Origin of the sequence: Actinopolyspora lacussalsi (assembly GCA_030803735.1) — a bacterium.
Taxonomy (GTDB): domain Bacteria; phylum Actinomycetota; class Actinomycetes; order Mycobacteriales; family Pseudonocardiaceae; genus Actinopolyspora; species Actinopolyspora lacussalsi.
In genome coordinates, this window is sequence record JAURUC010000001.1 from 1,563,588 (window position 1) to 1,577,812 (window position 14,225).

At 68.2% G+C, this 14,225-nt stretch carries 14 protein-coding genes; 12 read left to right on the forward strand and 2 right to left on the reverse strand.

What is annotated here, in order from left to right:
* Positions 1–501 precede the first annotated feature (501 nt).
* From J2S53_RS06775 to J2S53_RS06795, 5 genes are read left to right on the forward strand one after another with little or no spacing between them, the layout of a single operon-like run.
* Positions 502–1,527, forward strand: a complete 1,026-nt coding sequence (locus J2S53_RS06775; protein ID WP_456240277.1) for an acyl-CoA dehydrogenase family protein — start codon at positions 502–504, stop codon at positions 1,525–1,527.
* Positions 1,524–2,258: a PIG-L deacetylase family protein gene (locus tag J2S53_RS06780; RefSeq protein WP_456240278.1), complete on the forward strand. Its 735-nt coding sequence runs from the start codon at positions 1,524–1,526 to the stop codon at positions 2,256–2,258. The genes J2S53_RS06775 and J2S53_RS06780 overlap by 4 nt, the downstream gene beginning before the upstream one ends.
* Positions 2,255–2,827 carry a class I SAM-dependent methyltransferase gene (locus tag J2S53_RS06785; RefSeq protein WP_456240279.1) on the forward strand — a complete coding sequence of 191 codons (573 nt, stop codon included), beginning with the start codon at positions 2,255–2,257 and terminating at the stop codon, positions 2,825–2,827. The genes J2S53_RS06780 and J2S53_RS06785 overlap by 4 nt, the downstream gene beginning before the upstream one ends.
* Complete coding sequence (locus J2S53_RS06790; protein ID WP_456240280.1) at positions 2,824–3,594, forward strand: glycosyltransferase; 771 nt, start codon at positions 2,824–2,826, stop codon at positions 3,592–3,594. The genes J2S53_RS06785 and J2S53_RS06790 overlap by 4 nt, the downstream gene beginning before the upstream one ends.
* Before the next feature lie 10 nt (positions 3,595–3,604).
* Entirely contained in the window at positions 3,605–4,501 is an 897-nt protein-coding gene (locus J2S53_RS06795) for a Rieske 2Fe-2S domain-containing protein (protein ID WP_456240281.1), read from the forward strand.
* Positions 4,502–5,273: 772 nt separating this feature from the next.
* Here J2S53_RS06795 and J2S53_RS06800 read toward each other — a convergent pair.
* Positions 5,274–5,678, reverse strand: a complete 405-nt coding sequence (locus J2S53_RS06800; protein WP_456240282.1) for a four-helix bundle copper-binding protein — start codon at positions 5,676–5,678, stop codon at positions 5,274–5,276.
* Between the two features lie 961 nt (positions 5,679–6,639).
* Here J2S53_RS06800 and J2S53_RS06805 point away from each other — a divergent pair.
* The 5 genes from J2S53_RS06805 to J2S53_RS06825 are packed head-to-tail and all read left to right on the forward strand — an operon-like array spanning position 6,640 to position 10,089.
* Positions 6,640–8,157, forward strand: coding sequence for a sensor histidine kinase (locus J2S53_RS06805; RefSeq protein WP_456242723.1), 1,518 nt, complete (start codon positions 6,640–6,642; stop codon positions 8,155–8,157).
* A gap of 20 nt (positions 8,158–8,177) precedes the next feature.
* Positions 8,178–8,594: a roadblock/LC7 domain-containing protein gene (locus tag J2S53_RS06810; RefSeq protein ID WP_456240283.1), complete on the forward strand. Its 417-nt coding sequence runs from the start codon at positions 8,178–8,180 to the stop codon at positions 8,592–8,594.
* Positions 8,591–8,947, forward strand: coding sequence for a DUF742 domain-containing protein (locus J2S53_RS06815; protein WP_456240284.1), 357 nt, complete (start codon positions 8,591–8,593; stop codon positions 8,945–8,947). The genes J2S53_RS06810 and J2S53_RS06815 overlap by 4 nt, the downstream gene beginning before the upstream one ends.
* Positions 8,925–9,512, forward strand: coding sequence for a GTP-binding protein (locus tag J2S53_RS06820; protein ID WP_456240285.1), 588 nt, complete (start codon positions 8,925–8,927; stop codon positions 9,510–9,512). Before J2S53_RS06815 ends, J2S53_RS06820 begins: the two co-directional genes overlap by 23 nt.
* 16 nt (positions 9,513–9,528) lie before the next feature.
* Positions 9,529–10,089, forward strand: coding sequence for a GAF domain-containing protein (locus J2S53_RS06825; protein ID WP_456240286.1), 561 nt, complete (start codon positions 9,529–9,531; stop codon positions 10,087–10,089).
* A gap of 145 nt (positions 10,090–10,234) precedes the next feature.
* Here the strand turns inward: J2S53_RS06825 and J2S53_RS06830 are convergent, their stop codons facing one another.
* Positions 10,235–11,434: an acyl-CoA dehydrogenase family protein gene (locus tag J2S53_RS06830; protein WP_456242724.1), complete on the reverse strand. Its 1,200-nt coding sequence runs from the start codon at positions 11,432–11,434 to the stop codon at positions 10,235–10,237.
* 531 nt (positions 11,435–11,965) lie between these two features.
* On the opposite strand from J2S53_RS06830, the gene J2S53_RS06835 reads away from it, so the two are divergent.
* A complete protein-coding gene (locus J2S53_RS06835) occupies positions 11,966–12,697 on the forward strand; it encodes an EF-hand domain-containing protein (protein ID WP_456240287.1) in 732 nt (243 codons plus the stop codon).
* A 13-nt stretch (positions 12,698–12,710) separates the two neighbouring features.
* Positions 12,711–14,225, forward strand: a complete 1,515-nt coding sequence (locus J2S53_RS06840) for a PfaD family polyunsaturated fatty acid/polyketide biosynthesis protein (RefSeq protein WP_456242725.1) — start codon at positions 12,711–12,713, stop codon at positions 14,223–14,225.

The window sequence follows — 14,225 nt, forward strand, 5'->3', positions numbered from 1 at the left end:
CGGAGGAGTCGGCTCGTCCAACGTCTCCCGGCCGAACGTCACGCGGTGTTCGGTGCCCGGCCCCGCCTCGGGCACCTCTGCCGCGTAACGACGCTCTCGCCGCCACATAACCCCGGCATCCCCGCTCATCATGACCTCCGTGTGCCGAATCGATCCCCCGCGCGAAACACCGATCCGTTCCTCTCGGGAAAACACTTCCTGCTCGGTGCGGTACCCGGGAATCGGATAAACGACACACCGGCACACCCCCGTTCTCGTTCATCCGAGGAACGAAACCGTTCGGAATGATCCTCGTTTCCGACTCCGAGAACCGAGGGCCACCGCGAGCTGTGGTTCCGCGCGGGGCTCGACGATCATTACGGACGATTACCGGAGTGGGAATGCTCCGTCCACCATCGGAACGATCCTCGGACAGTTCCGAGAGACGACGGGCGTTTACGTTCCTGCCGCGCGGGGGATGTAAAGCGGCAACGTCATCGGCTCACACGGGGGTGCCCAGTGTTGCGGATCGCGCGACCGACCACGTCCGAGGGAACCTCGAGCGGGTGGGGCGACGTTTTCGCGGCGCTGCGCGGGGCGCTGGAGGCCGGGGAGCTGGAGGTTCCGCTGCCCGGCGGCGGTGACACGGCCCACCGCTGGTCCGTGCTGTGCCGTTACGGGCGTGCCGACCTGGCGCTGGGACGTCTGGTGGAGGGCCACGCCGACGCCGTGGCGATCCTGCACGAGTCCGGTGCCAAGCCGGATCCGGGGGCGTTGTACGGGGTTTGGGCGTCTCGCGCTTCCGGCAAGGGCGCCGTGCTGACCGACAGGCCGGACAGTGTGCCGGTGCTCACTGGCACGATCCCGTTCTGCTCCGGAGCGGGGCAGCTGGACAGGGCGCTGGTCGTGGCACGGCCGGACGGCGCCGCCGGCGCGGCGGACGATGTCGTCATCAAGATCGCGCTGCCGGATGCGCGGATTCGGCCGCTGCCCGAGACCTGGCACGCAGCCGGGATGGCCGACTCGCGTACCTGGGACGTGGAGCTGCACGAAGTTCCCGTGCGGGAGGAGGACCGCGTGGGCCCGCCCGGCTTCTACACCGGGCGACCGGGCTTCCGGCTCGGGGCGATGGGGGTGGCGGCGGTGTGGCTCGGCGGCACGGCGGGTGTCGTGGACCGGGTCGCGGAGCACTTGGCCGCACGTACTCCCGACGAGCACCAGCTCGCGCATCTGGCGGCGATGCACGTGGCGGTGGAGGCGGCGGACAGCACGCTGGCGACAGCGGCCGAGACAGTGGACGCCTCCGGAACCGGGACGGACCGAGCGGTCACCGCTGGAACATGCCGCTCGGCGGCGGAACGCGCCGCGTGCGAGGTGCTGGCACGGGCGCCCCGAGTGACCGGGCCCGGACCGTTGAGCCGCGATGCCGCGTTCACCAGGCGGCTGGCCGATCTGGAGGTCTACGTGCGACAGCACCACGCCGAGCGCGAACTGGCCGATCTCGGTAGAAGCATCCTGTTGGCACGGGCGGGTGAGCGTGCGACGTGAGTACCTACGACCCGCGCCCGATGACCTCGGAATCCGAGTGGATGCGCACCGTCTCGGACCTGCCGCCCGGGATACCGGAGCTGGGTAACCGAGTCGTCGTGGTGGCAGCGCACCCCGACGACGAGTGCCTCGCTCTGGGCGGAGTGCTCCAGGAGCTGCGGAGACTGCCCGGCGAGCTCCGGATCGTCGTGGCCACTGACGGCGAGGCCGCTTACCCGGGGCTGAACGCGACCGACCGCGCGGAGCTGGCACGAACCCGGCGCCGCGAACTGCACGCGGCGCTGCGCGTGCACGGGCTGCCCGCCGTGCCGGTGACCTGGCTCGGCCTGCCGGATTCGGAACTGGTCTCGCACGAAGCAACGCTGGCTGACCAGCTCCGAGCGTTGCTCACCGGCGCCACGGCGACCGTCGCGCCGTGGCCGCTGGACCCGCACCCGGACCACCAGGCGGCGGGGCGGGCCACGGCGAGGACGAGGCCGCCTGAAAGCCGGATGTGGTCGTATCCGATCTGGATGTGGCACTGGATGCGCCCGAACGAGGAGGTGATCCCGTGGCGACGTGCCGTGCTGCACCGGCTCTCCCCCGCACAGCAGGCCAGCAAGAACGCCGCGCTGGAAGAGTTCGTCTCCCAGCGCGTCCCGCCGCCCGGCGTCGGCGGCGCCGTGCTTCCACCGGAGGCGCTGGCCCACTTCGGACGCGGCGTCGAGGTGCTGTTTCAGGAGCATCCGTGAGCACGCCGTCCAGTCGCTTCGAACAGCTCTACCAGGGCGACCCGGACCCGTGGCGGACGGCGAGCTCCTGGTACGAGTGGCGCAAACGCGCCGTGGCGCTGGCGTGCCTGCCCAGACCGCGCTACGCCTCGGCGATCGAGCCGGCCTGCGGCACGGGCGAACTCACCGCCGCGCTCGCCGGGCGCTGCGGTCGGCTCGCCGCCTCCGACGCCTCGAGAACCGCGACCGCGCGCGCCCGCCACCGGGTCGCGGACCAGGACCACGTCGAGGTGCGCCGCAGGCGGCTGCCCGACCAGTTCCCGTCCGAGTGCGACTCGGCGGAACTGGTCGTGCTCAGCGAGGTCCTCTACTACCTTGCCGAGGACGATGCCGCCGCCGTCCTCGCCGCCTCGGTGCGAGCGCTGCGTCCCGCCGGGGATCTCCTGGCGGTGCACTGGCGGCCACAGGCTCCTGACGCGCCGTCCAACGGCGACAGCGCTCATCAGCGGCTTCGGGACCACCCCGACCTCGACGTGCTCGTTCGTCACACCGAACCGGACTTCCTCATCGACGTGCTGAGGCGAGCGTGACGCGGCGCATCGAGGCGGTCACCATCGTGGTTCCCGCCCACGACGAGCAGGCACTGCTGCCGGGATGCCTGCACAGCCTCGCGGCTGCGCTGCGGTGTCTCAGCACGGAGGTCGGTGTCGTGCGCACCTGCGTGTGTGTGGTGGCCGACCGGTGCAGCGACACCACCGCGCGGCTGGCGCTGTCCTTCGCGGACCGTTTCGACCGCTTCGAGGTGCTGACCAACTCGGTTCCCTGCGGGCTCGGCGAGCTGCGCAACCGAGGTACCGCACACGCCCTACAGGCTCTGCGGTCGCCGGCTCCGGAGCGGACCTGGATCCTGCACACCGACGCCGACACCGTCGTCCCCACCCGATGGGCGGTCCAGCACGTCCGCTACGCCCGGAGTGGGGTGCACGCGGTGGCAGGTCGGGCGGTCATCCGCTGGTGGAGCGGGTCGGCCGTACGGGCACGGCCGAGTTACGAAGCGCTGGTCGCGGAAAAGATCACGGTCGATCAGCACCGCCACGTCTACGGCGCCAACCTCGGCGTACGCGCCGACGCGTTCGTCGAGGCCGACGGGTTTCCGCCCCTCTACACCGGCGAGGACCACGGGTTGTGGTCGCGGTTGCGGCGGGCAGGCCGGATCACGCGGCAACCCAACGAGTGCCCGGTACTGACCAGCGGTCGCACCAGGGGACGCGCCCCCGGTGGCCTGGCGACACTGCTGCACGAGCTGTCGCTGCGCTCCGGCACGACCGTCGAGTTTGGTCGCCCCTGGGACGGGTAATCCCGCGGTCATGCGCTCACTCTCGGCCATGGACCGGATCGCCGAATGGACGTGGCTGGACAAACCGGCCGGCATGCTGCGTGACGCTGTCTCGCGGACCCTCCGGGGTCGGCGGCTGAAGGACGCGTTGCACGGCGTGTGGCTCGGTCACCCGGTGCACCCCGCCGTGGTGCAAGCCCCGATGGGCGCGTTCGCGTGTGCCGGTGTCGTCGACGCGCTGCCCGGACGCGGCGTGGGCGAACGGCGGGTGAGCCAGCTTTTGATCAAGCTCGGTCTGCTGGCCGGTGTGCCCGCGGCCGTGGCCGGGGCGGCGGATTTCGCCCAGGGCCACGAGGAACAACAACGCACCGGTCTGGTGCACGCGCTCGCCGGCACCGCCGCTCTGACCAGCTACCTGCTGTCGCTGCGCTGGCGGGCGACGGGGCGCGAAGTCGCGGGCACAGCGGCGGGATGGACCGGACTGGGCCTGACCGTGGCAGGCGGCATACTCGGCGGGCACCTGTCGTTCCACCAGGCCACCAGTGTCAATCACGCCGACGCGGTCCCGCACATCGCACCCGACGAGTGGACCGATCTCGGCGAGGTGGCCGACCTGCCCGAGGGCTCTCCGACCCGGCGCATGGCCGGTGAGGTGCCGGTGTTCGTGCTGCGCGACCGCGGTGAACTGTATGTGCTCGCCGACCGCTGCGCCCACGCCTCCGGCCCCCTCAACCGGGGTTCGCTGTCGTGGCCCGACGGGTCCCCGTGCGTGGAGTGCCCGTGGCACGGCAGCGTGTTTCGGGTGGCCGACGGTGAGGTCGTACACGGCCCGGCCACGGCGCCGCAACCCACCTTCCACACCCGCGTCGTGGCCGGTCGCCTGCAGGTGCTCGTCCGCCGAATACCCGGCGTCCCGGCAGGCGGCTGAGGTCGGGGCTCGACGATTCCCAGCGTGAGCACACGGCCGGGCAGCTGGGCCAATCGAGCCGCCCCTGCCGGACGAGGAAAAACGAGCCGTTTCCGAAAGTGCGTACCACCGGCAGCCGGGCGAGACTGGTGGAACTGGGGCCAATGGAACTGGGGACCAAGGGCCGGCGGACCGAGAGGACCACGGCGAAACAGCCACCGACGAACGGGAGCACCACCCCTCATCGCTCTGGTGGGCCGGCTGCGGATGCCCATCACCGGACGTACTCGGTAACCCCCAACCACGTTCGTGGGACGGGGCGTCGAGGACCGCGCCTGCCTGATCGGGGCTCACCGATACCGCACGGCGGACGCTTGGAGGGGTGGGCGCATCGGTGCTCCAGGCGCAGGTGATACCGCGGGCCCGGGTCGTGGTGGCCAGCAGTGATGGCCCCTCTGAGAGTCTCTGACACATTGGTGACTTCGAGGCGGGATTCCTTGGTGCGGCTGCGCGGTGAACGGCCTCGGGTGGGAAGACCTGCCGCTGATCAGTGCCATCCTGCCCACCCGCGGCCGAACGAGGGCCGCGTCGGTTCCATTAGAGCAAGCCGCACCCCGACGAAGCTCCTTCGAGCGGAGGTTCCGCCGAGCGAGCACCCCACGATTCGAGCCCAGACTTCGATCAGCTCGCAGGACCGTAACGAGGGAGATGGGACGGGCGAGGCCCTGTCGGGCGGTGGCTCGGATCAGCGGCGGCGGGCCGGGATTCAGTCCCGACCCGCCGCCGTGCAGGCTTACTTCATCGCCTGCAGCAGTTGTTCGCAGGCCCGCTCGCAACGGCGGCAGGCCTCGGCGCACAACCGGCAGTGTTCGTGCATATCGGCATGGCTTTCGCATTCTTTGGCGCAAGTGGCGCAGGACTCGCGGCACGCCTCCAGTTGGCCTTTCGACGTCGGCGCGTCGTAGGCGGTCTGTCGGGACAGGACACGGGTGGTCACCGCACAGATGTCCGCGCAGTCCAGATCGAGACGCACGCACCGACGCAGATTCTGCAGGTCGTCTTCGGACAGGCACGCGTCGGCACACGCGGTGCAGGCTTGGGCGCACTCCACGCACGCCTCGATACAGGCGCTGAGGACCTCGCGATCCACATGACCCGCCCAGGGGTGGGTCTCCAGAAGTTGTTTCGAGTACGGCATACCCTCCTCCTTCCGCGATCAGCCACCGATCGTGGCGATCGGTCCCTGTCCGGCCCGGGTCAACTCGAGAACCCCCACTCCCGGGCCACCACGAGCGGTGGTCTCGCACGCGGATCCGTGAGGGCGCAGCATCGAACCCCACGAGGAACCACCGAACACGGATTCTGCCGGGGCGTGGGCGGGTGTGGCCGGAAAACATCGCCGAGCCACCCATCTGCCGCCGCGGTCCCGGGCCCCCAGCCTCGTCTCGGCGGCAAGCTCAGCATGCTCGCGGAGCGGGCGTGACGCAACCGGTGGCTGGATCGGCAGGCGGTGGGACCGGCGGACCGGTTCCGTGCCGGTCCGGCAGCTTCGCCCCATCCGTTTCGTGCTCGAGGGAAGGAAAGCCCGTTCGAGTGTTCGACGCCCTGGTAGGGGTGGTGGTCGGTGTATCCGCTCCGTGCCCAGCCACGCCAGCAGGGCATCCAGCCGTTCATCGGTCGACGCGAACCCCGCGAAAGCAACCAGGCCGCTCGCTGGTTCGTCGAGCACGCCCCGCGCTACCGCACCGGTTCCGACGGTTGGCCGAACGCTGGGAACTCCGCGCCGAACTCCGCCCCAGCTTCCCCATCTTCGCCGCCGCCCTCGCCCGCTACAAAGAACTCACCAAATGAGACACTGCCTTAAGTCACCCCACAGGGTGAATCTTACTGCCCCGAATGTGCACCGTGACCTGCTCAGTCACAAGTTCGTGATTGCTCCATGTGGAGGATCCGACTACGTACACCTGGCTGAGGTACGATCTGCTTTCGCAAGATCACACAGGATAATCCATGCAATGGAGCTGCGAGGAGTGGCGGACATGGTCGGTGGCACCGTGTGCGGATACGTGGAACAGGGTGAGCCGGAGATGCCACGTTCATCGATTCAAATATGACGCCGTACCACCCGTCCGTTGCACATCGCTGCTTAGAGGACCTTGATGTCTGCACTGTTACCTACTGCCGGCTGCCTTGAGGACGATGGTCCTGAGAGCTGTTCGGATCAAGCTGCCGCGGATCTACGGAACCGCATGCTGTGGCTTGCCCTGCTGCCGGTGGTGCCGTTACTCCTCGTGCTGGGTGCTGTCACGGCTATGCTGGTGACCGTCGATCGTTCGTTCCCGGGAGCCGCACTCGCCCTTTGTGCGTTGGCGATCGCGGCGGCACTGCTGGTCGGTTTCATCGCCCTCAAGCGGACCAGGAACGGTGTCGAACAACTCCTGCGGAAGCGCGAGGCGGTCAGACACGAGGCGGCCAGAGTTGACGCTGCCGCCACCGCTGCTGACACGGGCTCCGCAGCCGATGAGCTCTTCTCCCCGTCGTACGGCAACGACGCGCTCCAGGCCGCGTTCGCCAAGTTGGCACGGGGGCTGGAGGCCATGGCCGACCGAGCGATCACCGAAATCGACGAAGCCGAACACCAGGTGGAAGACCCTGATCTTCTCGCGCGCCTGTTCCGCGTGGACCACCTCGTCAACCTGTCTCGCCGCCAGGCGGAAAGTCTGGCCATACTCGGTGGTAAAGCGCCGCAGCGACAAACACAGGAGGACGTGAGCCTCCAGACAGTATTGCGCTCCGCCGTGGCTGAGATCGAGCACTACTCCCGGGTGAAGATGACCGCGGTGGAGGGAACACTGAAAGGGCCCGCCACCGCTGAGGTGATTCACCTGCTGGCGGAGCTGCTGGAAAACGCCACCCAATTCTCCAGTAACAACACTCCTGTGGTGGTGCGGACCGAAACCGTCACGGCCGGCGTGGCCATCGAGATCCAGGACCGTGGTCTTGGTATGACGAGCGATGAGATCCACCGGTACAACCGCCTGCTCGAGGACGCCGATCGGGTCGACCTCGACGAGCTTCTCGCGGACGGACGGATCGGGTTGTCGGTGGTCCGAGTCCTCGCGCAGCGCTACAACATCAGGGTCCGCCTGCAAAGCAGCATCTACGGAGGGATGGAAGCGGTCGTCCTGCTGCCGGACAGCTTGCTCACCACCTCGCCCCCGGAACCCGCGCAGCCCGGTCCAACTGCCCAAGAGCTGACGCCCACGCCGCCACCTTCCGGCGGGCCACCACCGCCGGTTTCCCGTGCTCACTCTCCCAGTCGGATGCAATGGACCGGCGACGTAGCAGCGCCCGCTGCCGAACCTTCGCCCGAAAGACACACACCGGCACCACCCACTTCTGAACCGGCGTCGACACCACCGCCGGCGCGGACCGCTCCCCCATCGGCGGAGACGACGAGCCCACCCACGGGCGGGGAGCGCCGTCGAGGTGACGCGTCACAGCTTCCGCAACGCAGGCCCGGCACGGACAACCTTCCGGAAGAGTTGCGGACACGACAGGAGAGCGTCACCCCGATCCCCGGCCACAACACGGGGCTGTTGAGCGCCTTCAGCCAGTCCGAGTCCGACCAGTCAGCTTCGTCAGAAGATCGGCGAAACCCTTCGACGTCCGCCTGAAACGCCCCAAGGAGTCGACCGTGACCCAACCACAGGATCTGACCTGGCTACTCGCGAACCTGGTCAACCAGGTTCCCCACACCCGAAGCGCCCTCTTACTGTCCACCGATGCGATCCCGCGGTTCTACCATGGTCTGGAGCGCGATGACGCGGACCGGCTGGCTTCCCTGGCCAGTCCCCTGTGCTCGCTGGTCCAGGAAGTGGGCAAATGCTTCGGGGGTGGGCACGGGATGCGCCAGGCCAATGCCGAACTCGGTGACGGCAGTATCCTGGCGATCACGGCCGCCAGCTCAGGCAGCATCCTCGCCGTCCTGGCCGACAGCACGGTCAACGCCGGGGTTCTCAGCTACGAGATGCAGCAGCTCGGCAGGAAAGTGCCCAGCAGTCTGGCCACGCCGTCACGACGTTCCCCGGCGGAGGAGAGTCGGTCGGTATGAGCGCATTCAACGGTCACCCGCCGCGGGAACAGGGGATACGGCCCTACCTGGTCACCAACGGGCGCACCCACCCCAGTGCGCCACTGGACCTGCTGTCCATGGTGCGCAGCACGGGGCAGGTGTCCCACGACGTGCTGGGACCCGAGCACTCCCAGACGTTGCTGCTGTGCCGTTCCCCGACCACTGTCGCCGAGGTAGCAGGACACTTGCGGCAACCCGCGGTGGTCGTCAAAATTCTGCTTTCCGATCTCATCGGCACCGGTGCGGTAACCACTCACGATCCAACCGCGACCGCTGACGTCACCCCGGACCTGATCGAGAAGGTACTCCATGGGCTTAGAAACCGACTCTGACGCATTCCCCTGGCAGCTCAAAATTCTCGTCGCGGGCGGATTCGGCGCCGGGAAGACAACCTTCGTCGGCGCGTCCAGTGAGATCGAGCCGTTGAACACCGAGGAGCACCTCACCACGGCCAGTGTCGACACGGACAGTCTGGCCGGTGTGGAAGGAAAGTCCACCACCACGGTGGCCATGGATTTCGGCCGCATCACCTTCCCCGACGACAACATCGCGTTGTATCTGTTCGGCACTCCGGGCCAGGACCGCTTCTGGTTCATGTGGGACGAGCTCTCCCGCGGCACCGTCGGTGCGATAGTGCTCGCCGACACGCGTCGACTTCAGGACTGTTTCGGAGCGATCGAATTCTTCGAGCAACGGGGTATCTACTTCCTGGTCGCCGTCAACGAATTCGACAACGCGATGTACTACACCCCCGACGAGGTGCGGAACGCCCTCGCGCTGCACCTGAACGTTCCGCTGGTGATGTGCGACGCCCGCGACTCCCAAGCCGCGACCCGAACACTCATCACGCTGCTCGAACACGTATCGACGACGTCCTCACCACACCCCATCGGCTGACCCCAGGGAGAACATGATGTCCGCCAGCAATATGCGCCTCGTAGGCACCCCACCGGATCCGAACGCTCAGCACCGGATGGAACGGTTGCGAGAACTCGGCATCCGGGAAGAACCCGACCCGCAGTTCGATGCCCTCGCGCGCAGGCTCGCCGACGCCGCGGGCGCCCCCTACGCGATGGTGAACATCATCAGCGGACAACGGCAGTACTTCACCGGGCTGTACACGCGAGCCGAGTCCCAGACCAGTGCCGCGATGGAAGCGGCACAAACGGCCGTGTCACCGGGACGGGAGATGCCGAAAGACCACGGTTTCTGCCCGCACGTGGTGTCCCGCGGACTGCCACTCGTCCTCGGCGATGTCTGCTCCTACCCACGGTTCACCAGCAATCCCGTGGTGGATCAGATCGGGATCCGGTCCTACATGGGGGCCCCGCTCATCGACCACACCGGCCTCACACTGGGCACGGTCTGCACCGTCGCACCGGAGACCCACTCATGGGGCCGCCGCGAACTGGAGACGATCAAAGACTTCGCGGCCGAGGTGATGGAGCTGGTACACGGCCGCGAGCGGCCGTGACGACCGAGAAGCGCACAACGTAGCGCTCATGCGGGAGTGGCGGGTCACGCTCCGGGACGCACCGGTCGACACGTCGCCCCGTTGCGGGTCCGTGTCCGCGGCGGTAGGTACATACCGGCGGACACGGATCTCGACCGCGGCGGCGTCAGCTCGAACGTGGAAAGACACCGAGCTGCGAGGCCAGTCGCTCCGACCACGGGGTACGCGAGTTCCCCAGGGCCGTTTCGGCCAGCCGCAACCGTTGGATGTCGGAGGTGCCGGCGGGAGCGAAGATGTGGTGCGCGTCGCGGAGGTAACGTTCCACCGGGCTGTCGGTGCCGAGCCCGTACGCGGCGTGCACCTCCATCGCGGTCCGTGCCGAGTCGAGCGCGTACTCCACGTTGACGAGTTTGGCGTTGATCAGCTCCGCATCACACGGCACGGCGTTGTCCAGCGAGTGCGCGGCGTGATAAGCGGCCAGCCGGGCCGTCATCAGCTGGGACTGCATCTGCCCCAGTTTCTGCTGCACCGTCGGCAGCTGGGACAACGGTTGGCCGTAGCGGTAGTGCCGCGCCGCGAAGTCGACAGTCTCCTCCACCAAGGCGCGGTGGATCCCCAACGCGACAGCGGTCAGATTGGGCCGCCCGTAGAGGATGCTGGAGCTGTAGGCCACCGCCAAGCCCTGTCCTTCGTCGCCGAGCCGGTTCTCGGCCGGGACGCGGCACTCGTCGAAGACGAGTTCGCCGTAGCTGAACCCGTGCAGCCCCATCGACGCCTGGTGCTCCCCGAGGGAGAAGCCGGGCCGGTCCGACTCCACCAAAAACGCCGACAACCCCCGGGAGCCCTCCCCGGTGCGGGCCACCACACCGTGCACGTCGCCCACGTGGCTGTTGCCCACGAAGACCTTGTGCCCGTTGAGCACGTACTCGTCACCCTCACGACGTGCGGCCGCCGTCATGCCGAGTACGTGGCCGCCGGAGTCGGGCTCGGTGACGGCGATGGTCGGTAAGCAGTGTCCCGCACTGATCTCCGGAAGCCACCGGTGCTGTTGATCCGCGTTCCCGAAGTGCAGGAGCTTCGCTACCCCCAGCTGGGAAGCCTGCACCATCGCGCCCATCGCTCCACTGACCCGCGAGAGCTCTTCGATGATGATGGACTTCGCCAGGTGCCCCAGGCCCATTCCACCGTGCTCGGGCCCGATCGTCACTCCGATCCAGCCCTGTTCGGCGATCAGACGGGAGAGCTTGTACTGGACCGACCGAGACTGCTCCATGTCAGGAATTTGCGGGCGCACTTCGGTCTCGGCGAAGTGACGCACCTCGTCACGAAGGCGATCGTGGCTCGCAGTGGTGAACAGGCCGTCCATCTGGACTGCAACGCTCATACTTCTCCAATCCCCGATCCGGTCTCCGTCGCTGCCCGCCATCCGGGGTGCACGGATGATCAACAGGCTCGCACGGGTGCTCCAGCCGAGGTACCACCTTCATGGGGATTGACCCGAGAACTCGCACCACGCGAGGTGTGATAAAGGCGACTGCTCAACGCGGCACCAGGTGCCGTGCTCCGTACTGAAAGCACACCCCTCGGAATCGCTGCGCCCCGCCGCCACACCACCTGGGCACCACCAGACCGCGATCACACCAGCCCGCTGATCGTCCACGTGCGACAGCGGCCGAAAGCACGAGGCTCGACGATTTCGACGCGACGCCGGTGCACGCGTATCCCATGAACGCCTCGCAGTACCAAACACATCAAACCGTCGCAAGAGTTTTCATTTTCACATGGCCGGATCGAGCATTTTCAAGATCAATAACTCGCAGAGTTGCTAACATGCCGGGCGCAAGATCACGAACGACGTTTCCGACAGCGATCACGTCGTGAATTCGAAGGGCTCGGGGTGGCTGAAGCACCGAAGGACGACGAAACGACAGAGGTGACGCACGGGTCGACACTGCGCGATACCGCGGAGGTGGCGGCCGGGTCCGTGTCCGGAATGGCCATGGCGGGCGAGACAGCCGCCGAGTCCAAACCGGACGCGGCGACCACCATCGCCGCGGCGGAGCGACTGGCGGCGAACCAGGACTCGTACCTGCGGCGCAAACAGCTGTGGATGTTCGACGTGCTGGACGACGACGGCGACGGCGCGGTGACGCCCGCCGACACGATGCAGTTCGCGCACCGCCTCGCACGGCTGACCGGCCACACCGAGGACTCGCCGCGGGCACAGCAGCTGGAAGCCACGGTGAACCGGATCTGGCACGCGCTGGTGGTCAAACCCGCGTGGGTACCGGACCCGGAGCGGCTGGACAGGGAGCAGTTCGTCACGGTGATGGCGAACAGCGTGGCGGAGACGCCGGACAAGACGCTGCAGTACATCGGCGTGGTCACGAACCTGGCTTTCGCGATGGCTGACGAGGACAACGACGGACGGGTCACCCGGGACGACGGACTCCGGCTCGTCACGGAGGTGCTGCGCGTGGAGCGGGAGCACGCCGAGCACGCGTGGTCGGTGATGGACTCCGACGAGAACGGTTACCTCGGCTACCCCGAGAGCCTGATGGCGGTCACCGACTTCATCATCAGCATCGACCCGCAGGCACCGGGCAACCTGGCGCTCGGACGCATCTGACGCCGTGACAGGAGTGTTCGACGGCGCCGGCCTCGTCGAACTCGCCCAACGGGTGACGAAGCCGGCGCACTTGGTGGCACACGAGCGGGACGGCACACTGGGACTCTCGGAACGGCCGATTCCGGGAGCTGTCGGTACGGTGCCGGCCTTGTACCCGGAGTGGCTGGGCGACCAGAGCTTCACCGAGGCGCACGACGTGCGGTTCCCCTACGTCGCGGGCGAGATGGCGCACGGCATCACCGGCCTCGAACTGGTCGAGGCCATGGCGCGGGCGGAGATGCTGGCCTTCTTCGGGGCGGCAGGGCTCGGCCTCGAACGGCTCGACCGGGAACTGGAACGACTGCGGACCCGTCTCGCCGGGCGACGGAACTGGGGCGTCAACCTCATCCACCACCCCGACGACGCGGCCATGGAGGACGCGGTCGCGGCGCGCCTGTTACGCGCCGGAGTACCGAAGATCTCCCTGTCGGCGTTCCTGGACATCACCCCCGCGGTGGTGCGCTGCGCGGCCTCCGGACTGCGCACCGACGCGACGGGCCGGATCATTCGGAAGACCGCGCTGTTCGCCAAGGTCTCACGCCCGGAGACGGCCGAGCTGTTCATGTCGCCGCCCCCTCCCGGGCTGGTTCGTCGGCTCGTGGACACCGGCGAGATCACCGAGGAGGAGGGCCGTCTGGTCACCCGGATACCGGTGGCGGACGACATCACCGTCGAGGCGGACAGCGGTGGGCACACCGACGGCAGACCGCTGGTGTCGATCCTGCCCGCGATCCTGTCCCTGGCGCGGCGGAAGAGCCCGGGAGTGCGGGTGGGCGCGGCGGGCGGACTCGGCGATCCGGCCGCGGTGTCCGCGGCGTTCTCCCTCGGCGCGGCCTACGTGCTCACCGGCTCGGTGAACCAGATGTCGCGCGAGGCCGCGGTAAGCGACGAGGCGAAGGCCATGCTCGCGCAGGCCGGGGTGGCGGACGTGGCGATGGCGCCGGCGGGGGACATGTTCGAACTCGGCGCCAAGGTCCAGGTGCTGCGCCGAGGCACCATGTTCGCCGGCCGGGCGGCCCGGCTGTACCAGCTTTACCTCGAACACCCGTCGCTGGACTCGCTCCCCGCCGAGACCAGGGACTCGTTGGAACGCGAGGTCCTCGGGGCCGGCCTGGACGAGGTGTGGCGACGCACCGAGGAGTACTGGACGCAGCGCTGCCCGAGCGAGATCACCCGGGCGCAGGCGGACCCCAGGCACAGGATGGCGCTGATCTTCCGCTGGTACCTGGGTAATTCGGTCACCTGGGCGGTCGACGGCACGCCCGGCCGCCGCAGCGACTACCAGCTGTGGTGCGGCCCCGCCGCCGGAGCGTTCAACACCTGGACCGCGGGCAGCTTCCTGGCCGAACCCGGCGGACGCACGGTCACGCAGCTCGCCCGCAACCTGCTCCAGGGAGCCGCCGTGCTCACCCGCGTGCACCAGCTGCGCACTCTCGGGGCCCGCCTCCCCTCCGATGCCTTCGACTTCCGCCCCCGCCCACTGGTTTGA

Coding starts and splice junctions, on each gene's coding strand:
- J2S53_RS06830 (WP_456242724.1), bottom strand. CDS start 11,434: ATGGACGGCCTGTTCACCACTGCGAGCCACGATCGCCTTCGTGACGAG.
- J2S53_RS06820 (WP_456240285.1), top strand. CDS start 8,925: ATGGGCTTAGAAACCGACTCTGACGCATTCCCCTGGCAGCTCAAAATT.
- J2S53_RS06795 (WP_456240281.1), top strand. CDS start 3,605: ATGCGCTCACTCTCGGCCATGGACCGGATCGCCGAATGGACGTGGCTG.
- J2S53_RS06800 (WP_456240282.1), bottom strand. CDS start 5,678: ATGCCGTACTCGAAACAACTTCTGGAGACCCACCCCTGGGCGGGTCAT.
- J2S53_RS06805 (WP_456242723.1), top strand. CDS start 6,640: ATGTCTGCACTGTTACCTACTGCCGGCTGCCTTGAGGACGATGGTCCT.
- J2S53_RS06815 (WP_456240284.1), top strand. CDS start 8,591: ATGAGCGCATTCAACGGTCACCCGCCGCGGGAACAGGGGATACGGCCC.
- J2S53_RS06825 (WP_456240286.1), top strand. CDS start 9,529: ATGTCCGCCAGCAATATGCGCCTCGTAGGCACCCCACCGGATCCGAAC.